This window comes from Streptomyces sp. NPDC047453 (assembly GCF_040643155.1).
GTDB lineage: Bacteria > Actinomycetota > Actinomycetes > Streptomycetales > Streptomycetaceae > Streptomyces.
In genome coordinates, this window is the sequence record NZ_JBEYTS010000023.1 from 42,049 (window position 1) to 59,242 (window position 17,194).

General features: G+C 72.8%; 17 protein-coding genes. 11 read left to right on the forward strand and 6 right to left on the reverse strand.

Features of this window, described 5'->3' with window-relative positions:
- The first annotated feature begins 246 nt into the window (after positions 1 to 246).
- Genes ABZ818_RS21145 through ABZ818_RS21160 form a run of 4 tightly spaced genes read left to right on the forward strand, consistent with a single transcriptional unit; the run spans position 247 to position 6,869 of the window.
- Positions 247 to 1,068 carry a glycosyltransferase family 2 protein gene (locus ABZ818_RS21145; RefSeq protein ID WP_361416535.1) on the forward strand — a complete coding sequence of 274 codons (822 nt, stop codon included), beginning with the start codon at positions 247 to 249 and terminating at the stop codon, positions 1,066 to 1,068.
- The gene (locus ABZ818_RS21150; protein WP_361416538.1) at positions 1,065 to 2,135 is read left to right on the forward strand and encodes a glycosyltransferase family 2 protein; all 1,071 of its coding nucleotides are present in this window, start codon (positions 1,065 to 1,067) and stop codon (positions 2,133 to 2,135) included. Before ABZ818_RS21145 ends, ABZ818_RS21150 begins: the two co-directional genes overlap by 4 nt.
- The gene (locus ABZ818_RS21155) at positions 2,132 to 2,947 is read left to right on the forward strand and encodes a polysaccharide deacetylase family protein (RefSeq protein WP_361416541.1); all 816 of its coding nucleotides are present in this window, start codon (positions 2,132 to 2,134) and stop codon (positions 2,945 to 2,947) included. The genes ABZ818_RS21150 and ABZ818_RS21155 overlap by 4 nt, the downstream gene beginning before the upstream one ends.
- Complete coding sequence (locus ABZ818_RS21160; protein ID WP_361416544.1) at positions 2,940 to 6,869, forward strand: lipopolysaccharide biosynthesis protein; 3,930 nt, start codon at positions 2,940 to 2,942, stop codon at positions 6,867 to 6,869. The genes ABZ818_RS21155 and ABZ818_RS21160 overlap by 8 nt, the downstream gene beginning before the upstream one ends.
- A gap of 30 nt (positions 6,870 to 6,899) precedes the next feature.
- Here the strand turns inward: ABZ818_RS21160 and ABZ818_RS21165 are convergent, their stop codons facing one another.
- Positions 6,900 to 8,318 carry a xylan 1,4-beta-xylosidase gene (locus ABZ818_RS21165; protein WP_361416547.1) on the reverse strand — a complete coding sequence of 473 codons (1,419 nt, stop codon included), beginning with the start codon at positions 8,316 to 8,318 and terminating at the stop codon, positions 6,900 to 6,902.
- A gap of 143 nt (positions 8,319 to 8,461) precedes the next feature.
- Between ABZ818_RS21165 and ABZ818_RS21170 the strand changes: the two genes are divergently transcribed.
- Together ABZ818_RS21170 and ABZ818_RS21175 are read left to right on the forward strand one after the other, a co-directional pair.
- Positions 8,462 to 9,556, forward strand: a complete 1,095-nt coding sequence (locus ABZ818_RS21170; RefSeq protein WP_361416550.1) for a DUF5925 domain-containing protein — start codon at positions 8,462 to 8,464, stop codon at positions 9,554 to 9,556.
- A gap of 37 nt (positions 9,557 to 9,593) precedes the next feature.
- Positions 9,594 to 10,385, forward strand: a complete 792-nt coding sequence (locus tag ABZ818_RS21175) for a DUF72 domain-containing protein (protein WP_361416553.1) — start codon at positions 9,594 to 9,596, stop codon at positions 10,383 to 10,385.
- 175 nt (positions 10,386 to 10,560) lie between these two features.
- On the opposite strand, the gene ABZ818_RS21180 is transcribed toward ABZ818_RS21175, so the two are convergent.
- A complete protein-coding gene (locus ABZ818_RS21180; protein ID WP_361416556.1) occupies positions 10,561 to 10,932 on the reverse strand; it encodes a GntR family transcriptional regulator in 372 nt (123 codons plus the stop codon).
- A gap of 86 nt (positions 10,933 to 11,018) precedes the next feature.
- Between ABZ818_RS21180 and ABZ818_RS21185 the strand changes: the two genes are divergently transcribed.
- A complete protein-coding gene (locus tag ABZ818_RS21185; protein WP_361416559.1) occupies positions 11,019 to 11,948 on the forward strand; it encodes a GNAT family N-acetyltransferase in 930 nt (309 codons plus the stop codon).
- Positions 11,929 to 12,447 carry a DUF402 domain-containing protein gene (locus ABZ818_RS21190; RefSeq protein WP_361416562.1) on the forward strand — a complete coding sequence of 173 codons (519 nt, stop codon included), beginning with the start codon at positions 11,929 to 11,931 and terminating at the stop codon, positions 12,445 to 12,447. Before ABZ818_RS21185 ends, ABZ818_RS21190 begins: the two co-directional genes overlap by 20 nt.
- Before the next feature lie 22 nt (positions 12,448 to 12,469).
- Here the strand turns inward: ABZ818_RS21190 and ABZ818_RS21195 are convergent, their stop codons facing one another.
- Entirely contained in the window at positions 12,470 to 13,096 is a 627-nt protein-coding gene (locus ABZ818_RS21195) for a class I SAM-dependent methyltransferase (RefSeq protein WP_361416565.1), read from the reverse strand.
- Positions 13,097 to 13,235: 139 nt separating this feature from the next.
- Here ABZ818_RS21195 and ABZ818_RS21200 point away from each other — a divergent pair, with 139 nt between their 5' ends.
- Positions 13,236 to 13,370, forward strand: coding sequence for a hypothetical protein (locus ABZ818_RS21200; RefSeq protein WP_361416568.1), 135 nt, complete (start codon positions 13,236 to 13,238; stop codon positions 13,368 to 13,370).
- Between the two features lie 22 nt (positions 13,371 to 13,392).
- Here ABZ818_RS21200 and ABZ818_RS21205 read toward each other — a convergent pair whose 3' ends face one another.
- The gene (locus tag ABZ818_RS21205) at positions 13,393 to 13,854 is read right to left on the reverse strand and encodes a GNAT family N-acetyltransferase (protein WP_361416571.1); all 462 of its coding nucleotides are present in this window, start codon (positions 13,852 to 13,854) and stop codon (positions 13,393 to 13,395) included.
- Positions 13,855 to 14,087: 233 nt separating this feature from the next.
- Between ABZ818_RS21205 and ABZ818_RS21210 the strand changes: the two genes are divergently transcribed.
- Complete coding sequence (locus tag ABZ818_RS21210) at positions 14,088 to 15,164, forward strand: lytic polysaccharide monooxygenase (protein ID WP_361416574.1); 1,077 nt, start codon at positions 14,088 to 14,090, stop codon at positions 15,162 to 15,164.
- Between the two features lie 60 nt (positions 15,165 to 15,224).
- Here ABZ818_RS21210 and ABZ818_RS21215 read toward each other — a convergent pair whose 3' ends face one another.
- Complete coding sequence (locus ABZ818_RS21215; RefSeq protein WP_361416577.1) at positions 15,225 to 16,085, reverse strand: alpha/beta fold hydrolase; 861 nt, start codon at positions 16,083 to 16,085, stop codon at positions 15,225 to 15,227.
- A gap of 185 nt (positions 16,086 to 16,270) precedes the next feature.
- On the reverse strand, positions 16,271 to 16,717 hold the full coding sequence (locus tag ABZ818_RS21220; protein ID WP_361416580.1) for a MarR family winged helix-turn-helix transcriptional regulator: 447 nt from the start codon (positions 16,715 to 16,717) through the stop codon (positions 16,271 to 16,273).
- Positions 16,718 to 16,817: 100 nt separating this feature from the next.
- Between ABZ818_RS21220 and ABZ818_RS21225 the strand changes: the two genes are divergently transcribed.
- The gene (locus ABZ818_RS21225; RefSeq protein ID WP_361416583.1) at positions 16,818 to 17,192 is read left to right on the forward strand and encodes a cupin domain-containing protein; all 375 of its coding nucleotides are present in this window, start codon (positions 16,818 to 16,820) and stop codon (positions 17,190 to 17,192) included.
- Positions 17,193 to 17,194: the final 2 nt, after the last annotated feature.

Sequence of the window (17,194 nt, forward strand, 5' to 3'; positions counted from 1 at the left end):
GGCCGGGACGTTCCGGCGCGGAGCGCGGTAGGGGGGTGCCGTGCTCGGTGACCACAGGTGTGACCGAGCCGTGCCGCGCGACCGGCTGCCGTTCTTCCGGCAGGCCGGACAGCTTTGCCAGCTCACCCGGTGTGTTCGGAGAGCCGTTCCGGCGCGCCCCGGGTGATCAACCCCCCTTTCGAACCGGATACACAGCCGGGCCGCCCGAGGGGCGGGCGGTCCGCCGGACGAGAGGGAACACGACTCATGAGCTCCGTTCTGCGCTCGCCTTCGTCGGAACAGGATCCGACGCTCGCCGCGGAATACCGGCCCATTTCCTCGCACCTGGCCATCACACCGCCGGTGAGCGTGGTGATTCCCGCCATGAACGAGGCCGAGAATCTGCCCTACGTCTTCAAGACACTTCCGGACTGGATTCACGAAGTGGTCCTCGTGGACGGCAATTCCACCGACGACACCGTCGAAGTGGCCCGGGAACTGTGGCCCAAGGTGAAGGTCGTCGACCAGCGCGGCAAGGGCAAGGGGGATGCCCTGATCACCGGTTTCGAGGAGTGCACCGGCGACATCATCGTGATGGTCGACGCGGACGGCTCGGCCGACGGCGGCGAGATCGTCTCCTACGTCTCCGCCCTGGTCTCGGGCGCGGACTTCGCCAAGGGCTCCCGGTTCGCCAACGGCGGCGGCACCGACGACATGACCTTCATCCGCAAGCTCGGCAACCGGGCCCTGTGCGCCGTGGTCAACCGCAAGTTCGGCGCCCGCTACACCGACCTGTGCTACGGGTACAACGCGTTCTGGCGGCACTGCCTGGACAAGATCGAGCTGGACTGCACCGGCTTCGAAGTCGAGACGCTCATGAACATCAGAGTGGTCAAGGCCGGACTGAAGGTGCAGGAGATCCCCAGCCACGAGTACCTGCGCATCCACGGCGCCAGCAATCTGCGTGCCGTGCGGGACGGGTTGCGGGTGCTGAAGGTGATCCTCAAGGAGCGCTCCAACCGGCGCGAGCTGCGCCGCCAGGGCCGCCGGTCACCGATGCTCGACGCGGTGCGGGGAGAGGCGTCTTGAGCGGTCTCGGCATCTCCGTCGTGGTCTGCGTCTACACCGAGGACCGCTGGGAGGACATCCTCGCGGCGGTCTCCTCGGTGCGGGCGCAGTCCCGGCCGGCCCTGGAGACCCTCCTGGTGGTGGACCACAACCCGGCGCTTCTGGAGAGGCTGGCCGAGGAGTACAAGGAGTACCGGGACGGCGGCGAGGTACGGGTGCTCGCCAACGCGGGCCCGCGCGGCCTGTCCGCCGGCCGCAACACGGGCATCGCCGCCTCCCGCGGCGAGATCGTCGCCTTCCTCGACGACGACGCCGTGGCCGAGCGGGACTGGCTGCGGCACTTCGCCGAGGGGTACGCGGACCCGCGGGTCATGGCCGTCGGCGGCCGGACGGTCCCGGTCTGGGCGTCGGGCCGCCGGCCGGCCTGGTTCCCGGAGGAGTTCGACTGGGTGGTGGGCTGCACCTACCGCGGCCTGCCGCCGGGCCGGGTCCGGGTGCGCAACGTGCTCGGCGGCAACGCCTCCTTCCGGCGCACGGCGTTCGACGCCGCGGGCGGCTTCGCCACCGGTATCGGCCGCGACGGCGACAAGCGCCCGCTGGGCTGCGAGGAGACGGAACTGTGCATCCGGCTCACCCGGTCCCGGCCGGACGCGGTCCTCCTGATCGACGACCGGGCGGTCATCCACCACCGGGTGCCCGAGGCGCGCGAGCACTTCCGCTACTTCCGCACCCGCGTCTACGCGGAGGGCCTGTCGAAGGCGCTGGTCGCGCGGAGTGTCGGCGCGCAGAAGGGCCTCGAGTCCGAGCGCCGGTACACCACCCGGGTGCTGCCCGCCGGAGTGGCCCGCGGGCTGCGGGACGCGCTGCTGGCCCGGCCGGGCGGCGCGGGCCGGGCCGGCGCGATCGTCGCCGGGGTGCTCACCGCCGCGGGCGGCTACGCCGTCGGCAGTGTCAGGGCCCGGCGGGGCGGCACAGGGTTCTCGGTGACCTCGGTGACCGGGATCGCGCGCACCCCGCAGGACGGGAGGACCGGGCAGACCCCGCGCAGCGGGGGAACCGGGCAGGACGAGGGGGGACGCACGGCATGAACGGCCGTACCAGCGCACCCGTGCCGGTGCTCATGTACCACGCGGTCGCGCCGGAGCCCAACGAGGCCACCCGCGAACTGTCCGTGACGCCCGAGGCGTTCGCGGAGCAGATGGCCGTGCTCAAGGACCGGGGCTTCCAGCCGGTCACCACGGCCCGGCTGGCCGAGCACTGGCGCGGCACGGGCCTGCCGCCGCTGTCCGCGAACCCCGTCCTGATCACCTTCGACGACGGCTACGAGGGCGTGCACCGCTACGCCCTGCCGACACTGGAGCACTACGGCTTCCCCGCCACGCTGTTCGTCTCCACGGGCTGGATCCGCGGCGCCCACGACACCGGCGGGGGCCTGGACACCATGCTCGACTGGGACCAGGTGCGCGAACTCGCGGCCGGCGGGGTCGAGATCGGCGGGCACAGCCACACCCACCCGCAGCTCGACCAGCTCGACGACGACACCCTGTGGTCGGAGCTGATCCGCTGCAAGGAGATCGTCGCCGGTGAACTGGGCACCGTGCCCGCCTCGTTCGCCTACCCCTACGGCTACTCCAGCCGCCGGGTACGGGCCCGGGTGCGGGCGGCGGGCTTCACCCAGGCCCTCGCCGTCGGCAACGCCCTGGCCCGCCGACGTCAGGGCCCTTACGCGCTGCACCGGCTCACGGTGCGCCGCAGCACGACCACCGAGGAGTTCGAGCGGATCGTCCAGGGCCGCGCGATCACCCGGAACTTCGCCAGGGACCGTGCCCTCACCAAGGGCTACGCCATGGTCCGCAGAGCCCGACAGGTCCGCCGGAAGGCCATCAGCACCCGTGTCTGACACGACCACCACCACCGAGGCATCCGCCACCGGGCCCGAAGCGACCGAGCAGCCGGGGCGCCGTCTGCGGCTGCCCGGACGGGGCCGGTCCCCCGGCGGCAACCCGCTGTTCCGCAACGCCTACGCGCTGATGCTCAACACCGGGATCTCCGCGGTGCTGGGCCTCGGCTACTGGCTGGTCGCGGCCCGCTACTACTCCGACGACGCGGTCGGCCAGGGCTCGGCGGCCATCGCCGCCATGAAGCTCCTCGCCGGGCTGACCGCGGTCACGCTCACCGGGGCCCTGGCCCGCTTCATCCCGATCTCCGGCCGCGCCACCGGGCGTCTCATCGCCCGTACGTACGTGGGAAGTTCACTGATCGTGGCGTGCGCGGCCGGGGTGTTCCTGCTCACCCTCGACATGTGGGGGCCGTCGTACCGCTTCCTGCACGGGCTCGCCCACGGCCTCGGCTTCGTCGTCGCCGTCATGGCGTGGAACCTGCTCACCCTCCAGGACGGGGTGCTGACCGGGCTGCGCAGCGCGCCCTGGGTCCCGGTGGGCAACACCGTGTTCTCGGCGGTGAAGCTGGCCCTGCTGGTGGGGCTCGCCGTCGCGATCCCGACGACCGGCGTCTTCGTCTCCTGGGTCGCGGCGATCGCCTTCTCCATCGTGCCGCTGGGCTGGCTGGTGTTCCGGCGCCTGGTGCCCCGGCACGTACGGGCGACCGAGGACCACGCCAGGCCGCCGACGGCGAAGGAACTCGGACGGTTCCTGGCGGGCGACTACACCGGCTCGCTGTTCTCCCTCGCGGTCGTCTACCTGGTGCCGGTGATCATCGCCGCGCAGGTCAGCTCCGCGGACAACGCGTACTTCTACATCACGACCACCATCGGCGGCACGGTCAACCTGCTCGCCATCAACATGGGTGCCTCGCTGACCGTCGAGGGGTCGCACGACCCGGCCCGGCTGGCCGCCAACACCCGCGCGGCGCTGAAGCGGATGGCCCGCATCATGCTGCCCATCTGCGGGCTGCTGTTCCTGCTGGCCCCGTACATCCTGCACGTCTTCGGCGAGGGCTACGCGCACGCGGCCACCCCGCTGCTGCGCTGGTTCGCCGTCGGCGCGCTGCTTCGGGTCGTGATGGAGACGTACTTCGCGGTGCTGCGCGCCCAGAGCCGTACCGCCGGACTGGCCTGGCTCCAGGGCCTGTTGTGCGCGCTGGTGCTGGGTCTGACGCTGCTGCTGCTCCCCCGGATGGGGCTGACCGGCGCCGGCGTCGCGGAGATCTCCAGCCTCGCCGTGATCGTCGCGATCGCCGCGCCGAAGCTGTACCGGACCGTCAGGGCCGTGCCCGCCGCCGACGTCCCCGACGACGCGGCACCCGACGGGGACCTCGCCGACCTGGGGGCGCGCGAGGTCCCCGCCGATACCGCACCGCACCGGCGGCCCGCCTGGGCAGTGGAGTCCGACACCCTCGCCCTGGGCATCCACGTCGACTTCGACCACGTGGAGCGCCGGCCGGACGTACGGCCCGGACCGGGCACCCCGCCCGCCGGCACCGCCGCGGTGGACCCCGATCGGCCGCCGGCCGGGGCGCACGGTCCGGAGGCGCTGGGGCTCCCGGTGGAGGAGCTGAAGCCGGTCCCACCGTCCTCGCCGGGGCCGACCGAGCGGGAGGTGGACGCCCCGTTCGGGACGGAGGAACGAGCCGTCGTACCGGACGGGCCCAACTCCACCGGCGAGCGGGCCGCAGTACCGGACGGCCCGTACTCCACCGGCGAGCGGGCCGTCGTGCCGGAGGCGCACTTCGCGGCCGGGGGCCTGGACCTCGTGCCGAAGGTGGGGACCTCGCCGCGGGAGGCCGCGGCGGAGGAGGAACTTCCCGCCCGGAGCGGGCCCGACCCGTCCTGGCGGGACCGACTCGCGCCCACCCGGGCCGGCGTCCTGCTCGGTTGTCTGCTGACCACGGCACTGCTGCTGTACTGGGTGCCCGCGCTGCGCCTGGACGACTCCGACCTGGACCGGATGGGCGGCCTCGGCCTCGTCTCGGTGCTGCCGCTGCCGACCCTGGCCGGCGCCGCGCTGCTGATCGGGGTGTTCGCCGCGCTGCTGTGGCTGCGCCGCGAACACCGGGCGCTGCTGCTGGTCACCCTGGTCGCCACCGTCGTCTCCCTGCACGCGCTGCCCGCGGTGATCGAGAGCGAGCCGCGCTTCGCCACCGCCTGGCAGCACCTCGGCTTCATCGACTTCATCGACCGCACCGGATCGGCCGTGCCGGACCTGGACGCCCGGTGGAGCTGGCCCGGGTTCTTCGCGGTGGCCGCCTTCGTCGCCCGCGCGTGCGGTCTGAGCGACTTCACCGAGGTCATCCGCTGGTGGCCGCTGACCGTCCAACTGCTGTACCTGCCCCCCATGTTCCTGCTGACCCGCTCGCTGCGGGCGAGCTGGCGGGCCAGGTGGACCGGCGTATGGATCTTCGTGCTCAGCGGCTGGGTGGGCCAGGACTACTTCTCCCCGCAGGGCTTCACCTATCTGCTGTACCTGGCCTTCGTGGCGATCCTCCTCGTCTGGTTCCGGGCGCCGCGGATGCTGTGGACCAAGGCCCGGCCGGGCGAGGCGGAGGTGGAGCCGGCCGACCGGCGGCAGCGGGCCGTGCTGCTCCTGGTGGTGATCGGCCTGTTCGCCGCCAGCGTCCCGGCCCACCAGCTCACCCCGTTCGTGATGCTGGGCGTGCTGGCCGTGCTCGTCCTGGTCCGCAGATCCGAACTGCGCGGCCTGCCCGTGCTGTTCGCGGTCCTGGCGGCGTTCTGGCTGGGCTTCATGGCCGAGCCGTACTGGTCCGGGCACTTCGACGAGCTGTTCGGCGGGGTCGGCGGGGTCGGCAGCAACGTCTCGACGTCCGTCTCGGGCCGGATCCAGGGCGGCGACTCGACCCACCAACTGGTGCTGTACACGCGCGTGCTGCTGGCCGGCTCCGTGATGGCCTTCGCCTGCTGGGGCTGGTGGCGGCGGCGCGAGCACAAGTACCGCGAGCGGTCGCTGCTGGTGCTCACCTTCGTGCCGTTCCTCGGCTTCGGCATGCAGTCCTACGGCGGCGAGATGGCGCTGCGGGTCTTCATGTTCGCCCTGCCCGGGGCCGCCCTGCTCGCCGCGCTCGCGCTCTTCCCGCGCACCGGCGCCACCGCGGAGGAACGGGACAAGGACCGGGTGAGCCTGGCGCCGCTGGCCGCGCTGATGGCGGGCCTGCTGCTCATGGGCGGCTTCCTGGTCGCCCGGTGGGGCAACGAGACCTTCGAGCGGATCCGGCCCGGCGAGGTCGCGGCCATGGACTACGTGTACGCCCACGACAAACCGACGGTACGGCTGCTGTGGCTGAGCAACGACCCGGCCACCAACGTCACTCCGGCCATGCCGTGGGGCGCGCGGGACATGGAGCGCGTCGACTACGTGCCCACCCTGGCGCCGACCGACCCGGTGCTGGTCTCCGGCCTGGTCAAGTCGCTCAAGGACGCGGGTCCGAACGCGTACCTGATGATCAACCGCAGTCAGGTGACGTATCTGCGGATGGACGTGGGCTACTCGGCCACCTGGGAGTCACGACTCGTGCGCCACCTCGACGACCGGCGGGAGTTGAGGAAGGTCCTCGGCAACGACGACGTGACCCTGTACGAGCTGCGCGAGCAGCCCTCCGGTCCCGTGCCCGAGCCGGATCCGGGGCCGATCGGGCCGAGGGTGACGTGGACGCCGTGGTCGGTGGTCGGCGGAGTCGCGGCGCTGGCGCTGACCGTGATGCTGACGGCGCGGGAGGTCGTCAGGGTCGCGATGCGGCCCAGTGTGCGCCGGCTGCGGTGGCTCCAGGGCAGCTTCTGGTTCTCGCTGCCGCTGCTGGCGGTGCTGTTCGCCTCGCTGGTGCAGCGGTTCCTGACCATGGGTGGCGGCTGAGCGGACGGCGGGTGGAGCGGCTCCGGCGGGCTACCGCTGGAGCCACTTCACCTCGTACGCCTTCATGTCGAAGCGCCTGCCGTCGATCTGCGCGCTGATGGTGCGGTTCAGGGTGTTGACCACCAGGACCGTCCGGTCGTCGGCCAGCACGCGCACGTTGGGCACGTCGTCCGGGGCGACGGACACCGTCCGGTACCCGGTTCCCGGCGGGAACGCCCGGTTGAAGCGGGAGACCAGGTCGTGCATGGGCAGCTCCCGGCCGCCGCCGGAGGAGTCGGTCGGGGTCCACAGGCAGCCGGGGCAGTCGCCCGTGCGGTTCTCCGGGTTCCAGTAGAAGCCGGTGGAGGCGCCGCCCTTGGCCATGGCGATCAGGCCGGCGGCCTGGACTGCGACGCGGTGCGGTTCGGACCAGTCCTTGCGGTCGTCGTTGCGGTCGGCGGGCTCGACGTAGTACTCGGCCCACCACAGCGGCAGGCCGCCCGTCTGCCGCCGCACCCACCGGCCGACGTCCTTCAGCTTGTCGGTGGCGCGGAACTCGTCGGGCAGCAGGTCGTCGTCCTTGGTGTAGCTGGAGCCGTCCACGACGACGAAGTCGGCGCCCGCCTTGTGCTGGTTCCAGTAGGCGAAGGCGTCCAGGACCCGCTGGTCCAAGGCTCCCCAGGGGCCCCGCAGGACGGTGGAGGCGTCCTGCTTCTGGCGTGGGTCGACGCTGTCCATGACCAGGTACGGCCCCCCCACCATGATCTTGGGGTCGACCTGCTTGAGCGCCTTGTGAACCAGGTTGTAGAGCTCGGTGTAGCCCTCGTAGTCCCAGCGGCCCTCGGCGTTGTTCCAGAAGCCCTTGAACTCGTTCCAGACGATGAAGTGGCGCACGTCCGGATAGCGTTTGGCGACGGTCGCGGCGAGTGCTGCGTAGTCCTTGTAGTGGTCGCGGGTCGGCGCGGTCTCCAGGGCGTCCTGGCTCCAGTCGGTGCTGTCCACGCCGGCCCGGCCGCCCTTCATCCAGTCGGGCGCGCAGCACAGCGTGATCACCGGAGTGCCGCCCGAGGCGCGGACGAAGTCGATCCGCCGGTCCAGCGCCTCGAAGTCGTAACTCCCCTTGACCGGCTCGGGGTTGTCGGCGCCCCAGCCCATGATCGCCTGGTTCTGCGGCAGGCCGCCGTCCTTCGACAGCAGCGCCCCGACCCGGCCGGTCGCGGCAGCGCTGCCCTCGTCGGCGCTGAACTGGGTGTGGGTGAAGCCCCAGCCGACGTCCGGCTCGTCCGCGTTCCGCGGGGTCGCCGGTGTCCCGTGCACCTTGTCGCCGTGGCGTGTGGTGCCCTCGGTGTTCGCGCCGCCGGGCAGCGTGCTCAGCAGGGCCACGACCAGGGCCACCGCCGTCACTCCCACGCCGAGCAGCGCGGGAAGCCGCCACCGCCCCGCCTCCGGATTCCCCCCATGACGTCTCATCAAGGACAACAGTAAGGGCGGAAATCATCCGCGGGACAGGGTTCCGGCAGGCTCGGCCCACGACGGGCTCCGTCCGGGCGCCGGCACGGGACGCGCGGGGGAAACCGGGTGCGCACGGCGCCCGCGTGACAGATCATGGCGGCATGTCCGCGAACCCACACGACGCTCTGCCGATCCGGCTCACCGTCGACGACTCCGACTCGCCGTCCGACGTCGTCGACGCGCTGTTCCTCGGCCGCTTCGCGACGGGCGAGCAGCCGTACTCGCACGCGGCGAACATCGACCGCGTGCGCCCCGGCGCCACCCTGCTGCCCCAGGACGCCCGGGTGCTGCGCGCGGCCCGCGACGACGACCGCAGCGCGACCCTCGCCGAGGGCGAGGGCTGGACGCTGCTGGTCTCCCGGTGGAACCGGGGCGCCGACGTCACGGTCACCGCGACCAGCGCCGAACTGGCCACGAAGGTCCTGGAGCAGGCGACGGACGGCGCCGCGGACGAACCGGAGCCGCAGCCGGAGAACGTGACGATGGGCTTCTGGTACGTCTCGCCCCGGCGCGGCCCGCACCGCACCACCCGGCAGATCGCGGCGGGCACCTGGGACGAGCTCCGGCCGAACTACACCGGCCCGGTCGCGAACGCCATGGACCGGCTGATGAAGACGACCCCCGAGGACATCGCGGGCCGGCTGCTCCTGCTGCACGGCCCGCCGGGCACGGGCAAGACCTCGGCGCTGCGGACCCTGGCCCGGTCCTGGCGCGACTGGTGCCAGGTGGACTGCGTGCTGGACCCGGAGCGGCTGTTCAGCGACGTCGGCTACCTCATGGACATCGCCATCGGCGAGGAGGACGCGGCGGGCAAGGGGCGCTGGCGGCTGCTCCTGCTGGAGGACTGCGACGAGCTGATCCGCGGCGAGGCCAAGCACACCGCGGGCCAGGCGCTGTCCCGGCTGCTGAACCTCACCGACGGTCTGCTCGGCCAGGGGCGCAACGTGCTGGTCGGGGTGACGACCAACGAGGACCTGGAGCGCCTGCACCCGGCCGTGGTCCGCCCGGGCCGGTGCCTGGCCCGTATCGAGGTGGGCCGGCTGACCCGCCGGGAGGCGGTGGACTGGCTTGGCACCGAGGAAGGGGTGAGCCGCGACGGGGCGACCCTCGCCGAGCTGTACGCGCTGCGGCGGGGCACGTCGCCGACGGCGCTGCCGGAGCCGCGCGAGGGGGCCGACGCGGGTCTGTACCTGTGACGGGTCCCCGTGCGGGAACCGGTGCTTTGATGGGCGTATGACCCTGTTCGTCGGGACGTCGGGCTGGCAGTACAAGGACTGGCGGGGCGTGCTGTACCCGCAAGGGTGCCCCACGCGGCTGTGGCTGGAGGAGTACGCCGCCGCGTTCGCCACCCTGGAGGTCAACAACGCCTTCTACCGGCTGCCCGCGCGGGAGACCTTCGAGGCCTGGCGGGAGCGGGTTCCGGCGGACTTCGTGGTCGCGGTGAAGGCGAGCCGGTACCTCACCCACATCAAGCGGCTGAAGGACCCCGAGGAGCCGGTGCACCGCCTGATGACGCACGCGGCGGGTCTCGGCGACCGGCTGGGCCCGGTACTGCTCCAGCTCCCGCCGACCCTGCGCGCGGATCCGGAACTGCTGGACACCTGCCTGGCGTGCTTCCCGTCCGGCACCCGGGTCGCGGTCGAGCCGCGCCACGAGTCGTGGTGGACGCCACGGGTGCGCGAGGTCCTCCGGGCCCGGGACGCCGCCCTGTGCTGGGCCGACGCCTACGCCCGCCCGGTCACGCCGCTGTGGCGGACGGCCGGCTGGGGGTACGTCCGCTTCCACGTGGGCCGCGCCCGGGCCTGGCCGCACTACGGCCGGCGGTCGCTGGAGACCTGGGTCGACCGGATCGCCACGACCTGGCCGGGCGAGCGGGACGTGTACGCCTACTTCAACAACGACCCGACGGGGGCGGCGGTCCAGGACGCGGTGGTGTTCGCCCGGGCGGCCAGGAGCGCGGGCCGGGCGGTGACCCGCACTCCGGCGCTCACGGGTGACCGGCAGAAGGTCCCGCCGGGCCGGTGACCAGGAGCGCGGGCCGGGCGGTGACCCGCACTCCGGCGCTCACGGGTGACCGGCAGAAGGTCCCGCCGGGCCGGTGACCAGGAGCGCGGGCCTGGCGGTGACCCGCACTCCGGCGCTCACGGGTGACCGGCAGAAGGTCCCGCCGGGCCGGTGACTTCGCGGGGCCGCCGCTCCCCTACCGCCCCTCGTAGGCCGCCCGCAGGGCGTCCCGCACGGCGGCGAGCGCGTCGTCCTCGGTGAGACCGAGCCGTCGCACCCGCTCGGCGTACGCCTGGGCGGCGGCCGCGGCCTCCCGCGCCGCCGCCGAGTCCGCGGCGGCGACGAACGTGCCGTTGCGCCCGCGCGTCTCGATCACGCCGTCGGCCTCCAGCGCCCGGTAGGCCTTGGCGACCGTGTTCGCCGCGAGCCCGAGCGACTCGGCCAGCCCGCGCACCGTGGGCAGCCGGTACCCCACCGGCAGCGCCCCCGACCGCGCCTGCTCGGAGATCTGCGCCCGCACCTGCTCGTAGGGAGGTGCGCCGTCCTCGATGTGGATCTTCAAGGTCACGGAGTGATTGTCCCGCACCCGCACGCGTACGGCCCAGCGGAAAATGGGAGGCACCCCGCCCGGTCTCCGCCGTAGCGTGCCCCTCCATGACCGTGATCATCCGTGACCTCCGTCCCGACGCGCGGGCCGACCTCGAGGGCTTCGCCCGCGTCCGGCACCTCGCGCTGCCGTTCATACTCTTCACGCCCGACTCGCTCGTCCACGACCTCACCCATCTGCATCCCGACGCCCACTACCGGCCGCTGGTCGCCGTGGCGGACGGCGAGGTGATCGGCACCGCGCAGGTGCACCTGTCCCACGAGAGCACCGAACCCGGCCAGGGCAACATCAACGTGTACGTGCATCCCGAGCACACCCGCCGCGGCGCCGCCACGCTCCTCGTACGGGCCGCCGAGGAACATCTGGCCGCGCACGGGGCGACCAGGCTGTACTCCTGGGTCCTGGACGAGCCGGGCAACCGCGCCTTCGCCGAGCGGCACGGCTACCGCGCGAGCCGGAGCGCGCACTTCCTCCGCCTGGACCTGGCGAACGGCACGCTCCCACCGCTCCAGGACCCGCCCCCGGGCGTGGAGCTGCGCCGGGGCTCGGACTACGCCGACGACCCGCGCCCCCTGTTCGAGCTGGACGCGGAGACGGCGGCGGACGAACCCGGCGACGTGGACTACGAGTTCACCGACTACGCGGCCTGGCTGGCCGAGACCTGGCGGCACCCGCTGTTCAACCCCGAGCTGACCTCGGTGGCGGTCGTCGACGGCCGTCCCGCGGCCTTCACTGCGGCCCGCACGGACGGCGGTACCCGGTACTCCACCGCCATGACGGGCACCGCCCGCGCCTTCCGCGGCCGGGGTCTGGCCAAGCTCGCCAAGAACGACTCGCTGCACCGCGCCCGGGCCGCCGGGTACACGGAGGCGTTCACGGGCAATGACACCGGCAACGCGCCGATGATCGCGATCAACGAGTGGTTCGGGTACGCGGTCTGCGGGACGGAGGTGCGCCATGTCCGCGAACTCGGCTGAGGCCGGCGGCCGGCCGCCGGCGCCGACGGAGGTGGACGTCGTCCTCGTCAAGGGCGGCCGCACCAAGATCCGCTACCGGGGCGCGCTCGTGTCCGACGACGGCACGCGCCTCACCGTCCGGGCCGCGTGGGCGGGCGAAGGGGTCCGCGACTTCGGCTTCGTGCGCTTCGAACCGGGCGACGTCTTCACCGAGCACTACTGGCGGGACCGCTGGTACTCGGTGAAGGAGGTCCGCGAGGCCGGAGGCGCGCTGAAGGGCTGGTACTGCGACGTCACCCGCCCCGCCACCCGCTCCGGCACGGACCTCGTCGTGGAGGACCTCGACCTGGACCTGTGGCGCTCCGCCGACGGCACGGACGTACGGCGCCTGGACGAGGACGAGTTCGCGGCGAGCGGCCTGGCGCGCACCGACCCCGGGGCGGCGGCCGCCGCCCTGGCCGCCCTCGACGAACTGGAGGGACTGGCCCGCGAGGGCGGCTTCGAGGCGCTGCTGTCCTGATTCCCGCACCGGCTCGCGCGGCTCAGTTCGAGGCCACCACCGCGTACCGCTCGTCGTCCACCTCCCGGCCCCACAGCCGCGCGTCCGCCGACAGTGGCTCCAGGTGGATGTGGGAGGCGAGTGGCCGCAGAAGCATGGTCAGCCGGTCCGGGGGTATGCCGACGGGGGTGAGCGTGCCCCAGACACCCTCGATCAGGACGAGCCGGCCGTCCGGCCGCAGCAGCCCCTGCCAGTGCCGCAGCGCGCGGGCGGGGTCGGGCAGTGTCCACAGGACATGCCGGACCAGGACGGCGTCGAAGCGCTGCCCGCCCACCGGCGGGTTCGCCGCGTCACCGGCCAGGAACACCGCGTCGTGGCCGGCGAGCTTCGCCCGGGCCCGCTCCACCATCGCCGGGGACAGGTCGACGCCGGTCACCCGGTGCCCGTGCTCGGCCGCGAGGAGCGACAGGCTGCCGGTGCCGCAGCCGAGGTCGAGGATCTCGGCGGGGTGTCCGGGCAGCCAGCCGCGCAGCCGTTCGGCCCAGGCGGCGCGCACCCCCGGGTCGCGCAGCCCGTGATCCGGCTCCTCGTCGAAGACGGCGGCCTGGGCATCCCAGTCCACCCCGCCCCGGACCGCCCCGTCACCGTCGGTCGTCGTATGCGCACTCATGCACCCCAGAGTGACACCCGCCACTGACAACCGAATCGTGACAGCCGCCACAGACAGACCCGCACCGATAAGCGACTCTCGCCCGAAAGGTCCTACCTCCGTACGAAGACGGACCCGGTAGGCCTCGAAGGAGGCAGCCATGCGCCGAGTGACAGTGCAGAAGCCCCTGAGGAAGACGGACACCCGCCGCGTCCGCGAGGAAGCCGACGAGCGTCCCGCCGGGCGGCCCGAGGTCCGCAAGGACATCGCGCGCACGTGGTGGCCGGACACATGACCGGCGGCCGGGCGATGAGACGTCAGACCAGCCGCTTGCGGTAGTGGACGCGGTCGTAGGGCCCGTCCACACGGCGCTCGACGACCTCGTAGCCGAACCGCGGATAGATCCGCTGGTTCTCCCACATCAGCGCGTTCGTGTAGAGCCTGACCTCGGGCAGGCCCAGTGCACGCGCGCGCGTGTCCACGAACTCCAGCAGCCGCCGTCCCACCCCCGCGCCGTGCGCGTCGGGGTGGACGGCGATGCTGTCGAGGAAGAGATGGTCCGCGCGCGCCTCGATCACGACGAGCCCGGTCACCGGGCCCCCTTCGGGCTCACGGACGACGAACACCTTCCCCGCCGCCACGTCCGCCGCGTGGTCCGCCTCCATGGGCGCCGGGACGACTCCGATGCGCTCGATGTAAGGGCGGTAGGCCGCGTCGGTCACCGCCTTCACGGCCGGTACGTCGGCGGCGGACGCCGCCCTGATCCCCTCGTCCGCCATGTCCTGCGCGCCCCCTGTCCGGTCCCTGCCCGATGCCCCACCTGAGCGCAGCCTCAGCACTCCCTTAACGCGAGCATAAGGATCTCCCCGCACCGCCTCCAGCCGGCGTTTTCGCGGTGCGTTGCGGCTAGCTTCTGATCACCCCCACGGGATCCGTCCCGCCCCACGGGATCCGTCCCTCTCACGGGATCCGTCCCGCCGTGTCAGAACAACCGGCCCGAGGAGTTCCCCCGATGCCCGCACGCCGTACGGCCGCCGCTTCCGCCGTCCTCGGCCTGGCCCCGCTGGCCCTGACCGCGCTCGCCGCGGCGCCCGCGGCCGCGCACGGGTCCATGGGGGACCCGGTCAGCCGGGTGGCCCAGTGCTACGCGGAGGGGCCGGAGAGCCCGAAGTCGGCGGCCTGCAAGGCGGTCGGCGCGGCCGGCGGCACCCAGGCGCTGTACGACTGGAACGGCATACGGATCGGCGACGCGGGCGGCCGCCACCGGGAGCTGATCCCGGACGGCAGGCTGTGCAGCGCCGGCAACGAGGAGTTCAAGGGCCTGGACCTGCCCCGCGCGGACTGGCCCGCGACGGGCGTGCACGGCGGCGCGTACACCTTCAGGTACCGCGTGACCGCCCCGCACAAGGGCACCTTCACGGTCTACCTCACCAAGCCCGGCTACGACCCGGCCAAGTCGCCGGCCTGGGACGACCTCGATCTGGCGCATCCCGTGGCCACGGCCACCGACCCGGTCGCCGCGGACGGCTTCTACACCTTCTCCGGCACGCTGCCCGAACGCTCGGGCAGGCATCTGCTGTACGCGGTGTGGCAGCGCTCGGACAGCCCGGAGGCGTTCTACTCCTGCTCGGACGTCACCTTCGGCGGCGGGAGCGGTGGCGGCGCGTCCGGCGGCTCCGCCCCGGCGCCGGCCGCCTCCGCGCCCACCGAGCGGCAGATCGAGGACGGTGCCGGCAGGTCGTCGGTCGAGCACCACGGCCACGGGGACGACGACGTCCGGACCACGAAGGACCCGGTGGCGCCCGCGTCGGCGGACCCGGCCGCGAGCCCGGCGTCGCATCCGGCGTCGGACCCGGCCGTGCGGTCGGCAGAGGACACAGCCGCGGCGGACCACGCCGCGCGGGCCCCCGCCGACGAGCCGAACCGGCCGCGGGCCGCCGGCAGTCCGGTGAACCTGGCCGAGACCGGCGGCGACGACCGCACCCCGTACCTCGCGGTCGGCGGCGCGGCCGCCCTGGCGCTCGGCTCGGCGGCCCTGTTCGCCTCGGTCCGCCGGCGCGCCGCGGCCGGCGGCGGGCGAGGCCGCTGACGCGGCCCGTTGAACGCGGGGCCTGTCCGGCGGCTCAGGCCGGGCAGGCCCCGAGCCACGTCAGCTGAAGACCGACGCGCAGGTGGTGGCGGTGGCGTGGGCCGGGTCGAGCGCGTTGGCCACCTCGTGGAAGGCGATGCGGTCGATCGTGCCGATCGTCACGTGCTCGGACAGGTCGACCGCGCACAGGTCCTGCAGCAGGACGTTGCGTACGTCGGGGCCGGTCAGGTACTGGCTGCGCCACGGCGTGGCCACCTCGTCGTACTTGGTGACGATGACCGTGTAGCGCACGCCGGGCACGGTGTCGCCGCCCTCGTTGAGCTTGGCGAGGAAGGCGGACCCGGCGATCTGGTCGGCGAGGCCGGGGGTGGCGGTCTTGAGCAGGTCGCTCGCGCCCGGGAAGTAGGGCAGGAGGTTGGTGAGGCCGCTGAGGGTGGTCCCGTGGTTGTCGGGAGCGATGCCGACGAGGGCGTTCACCTTGGCGGCTCCGCCGAGGAACTTCAGGTAGTAGCGGGGCATCATCCCGCCCTGAGAGTGGCCGACGAGGTCGGCCCTGGCGGCGCCGGTCGCGGCGAGCACCTTGTCGACGAAGGCGGACAACTGCTCGGCCGACTTGTCGATGGGGCCGAGGCCGTAGAAGAGCGGAACGCCCGGCAACTGGCCGTAGTCCAGGGAGAAGACGCAGTACCCGCGGTCCTTCAAGTACGGCGCGAGGGACAGCCAGTTGTCGATGGAGTTGCCGAAGGTGCCGTGGACGAGGACGACGGGGCGAGGGTGGGCGGCGGAGGGCTTGCAGCCGTAGTCGTTCCACCCCCTGCTGGGAGCACTGGCGGCGTGAGCGGTGGCGGCGGGGGCGGTGGCGAGGGCGGCGGCCAGCAGCAGGGCGGCGAGTGGTCTGAGGGCGCGCTTGAAGGGCAGCATCGGGTGATCTCCTTGCGGCTCAAGGGAGGTGCGACGGCGCTACGCCCTGTGATCCGGATCACGGGATGCTGTTCACTCGTCAAGTTACGGACGAGTAGTAAAACTGTGAAGTTACGCGTCAGTAAAAACTTCGGGCGACATCCGGCTACGACCGAAGGTCGTGATGTAACGCCCCTGACGAACCGTCACCAAGTGGGCCGAATTGGGCCCTGCGTCGCGAGGCGCGTCAACTGCCCCCACAGCGCGCGCACTTCACCCTCGCCGATCGCCTCGCCCCACACCCGCACGGCGTCGGCGGCCGACTCCTCCGCCGCGCGGGTGCAGGCCCGGCCGCGCTCGGTCAGCACGATCAGACGGGCCCGCGCGTCCTCGGGATGCGGCAGGCGCTCCGCGTATCCCTTGCGCACGATCTCGTCGACGAGCTGACTGGCGGCCTGCTTGGTGACCCCCAGATGGGCGGCCAGCTCGGTGACCGTCGCACCGTCCGGGGCCAGCCGCGCGAACGCGAAGCCGTGCGCCGGCCGGAGCCCCTCGAAGCCGCGGGCGACGACGCCGTCGTGGATGCGCTGAGTCAGCTCGCCGGCGACGGCCAGCAGGGCGGCGGACAGGGCCATGGCTTCGGAGTTCTGCACGGAGGCATTGAAACACCCTTGACGAAATGGTCAAGCGACTTGACCATAGCTCTCATCCGCTTGGTCAAGCAGCTTGACCATTGACTCCGAGGAGGCACCCATGCCCGTCGTCCGCCCGTCCGACGCCGTGACGCACGAGATCCACGGCGCCCGCTTCGTCTCGTACGCCACCCCGCAGACCGGGTCCAGGCAGCTGTGCGCCTGGCGCGGCGAGATCCCCGCCGGCACCAGGGCCCCGGCCCACACCGTCACCCACGAGGAGATCCTCCACCTGCTCGACGGCGAACTCCTGATCACGCTCGACGACCGCACCGAGCGCGTCGCCGCGGGCGACACGGTGATCATCAACGCCGGTACGACGCTCACCGTGGAGAACCCCGCGGACCGCACCGCGGTCTCCTGGGTCACCACGTCCCTCGGCCTTCAGGCCCGCCTGGCGGACGGCACGGTGCTCACTCCGCCGTGGGCCAACTGACC

Bases quoted from the DNA above. Each gene is read 5' to 3' on its own strand.
- ABZ818_RS21145 (WP_361416535.1), top strand. From the start codon at position 247: ATGAGCTCCGTTCTGCGCTCGCCTTCGTCGGAACAGGATCCGACGCTC.
- ABZ818_RS21155 (WP_361416541.1), top strand. From the start codon at position 2,132: ATGAACGGCCGTACCAGCGCACCCGTGCCGGTGCTCATGTACCACGCG.
- ABZ818_RS21165 (WP_361416547.1), bottom strand. From the start codon at position 8,318: ATGAGACGTCATGGGGGGAATCCGGAGGCGGGGCGGTGGCGGCTTCCC.
- ABZ818_RS21170 (WP_361416550.1), top strand. From the start codon at position 8,462: ATGTCCGCGAACCCACACGACGCTCTGCCGATCCGGCTCACCGTCGAC.
- ABZ818_RS21175 (WP_361416553.1), top strand. From the start codon at position 9,594: ATGACCCTGTTCGTCGGGACGTCGGGCTGGCAGTACAAGGACTGGCGG.
- ABZ818_RS21185 (WP_361416559.1), top strand. From the start codon at position 11,019: ATGACCGTGATCATCCGTGACCTCCGTCCCGACGCGCGGGCCGACCTC.
- ABZ818_RS21190 (WP_361416562.1), top strand. From the start codon at position 11,929: ATGTCCGCGAACTCGGCTGAGGCCGGCGGCCGGCCGCCGGCGCCGACG.
- ABZ818_RS21195 (WP_361416565.1), bottom strand. From the start codon at position 13,096: ATGAGTGCGCATACGACGACCGACGGTGACGGGGCGGTCCGGGGCGGG.
- ABZ818_RS21200 (WP_361416568.1), top strand. From the start codon at position 13,236: ATGCGCCGAGTGACAGTGCAGAAGCCCCTGAGGAAGACGGACACCCGC.
- ABZ818_RS21205 (WP_361416571.1), bottom strand. From the start codon at position 13,854: ATGGCGGACGAGGGGATCAGGGCGGCGTCCGCCGCCGACGTACCGGCC.
- ABZ818_RS21210 (WP_361416574.1), top strand. From the start codon at position 14,088: ATGCCCGCACGCCGTACGGCCGCCGCTTCCGCCGTCCTCGGCCTGGCC.
- ABZ818_RS21215 (WP_361416577.1), bottom strand. From the start codon at position 16,085: ATGCTGCCCTTCAAGCGCGCCCTCAGACCACTCGCCGCCCTGCTGCTG.
- ABZ818_RS21225 (WP_361416583.1), top strand. From the start codon at position 16,818: ATGCCCGTCGTCCGCCCGTCCGACGCCGTGACGCACGAGATCCACGGC.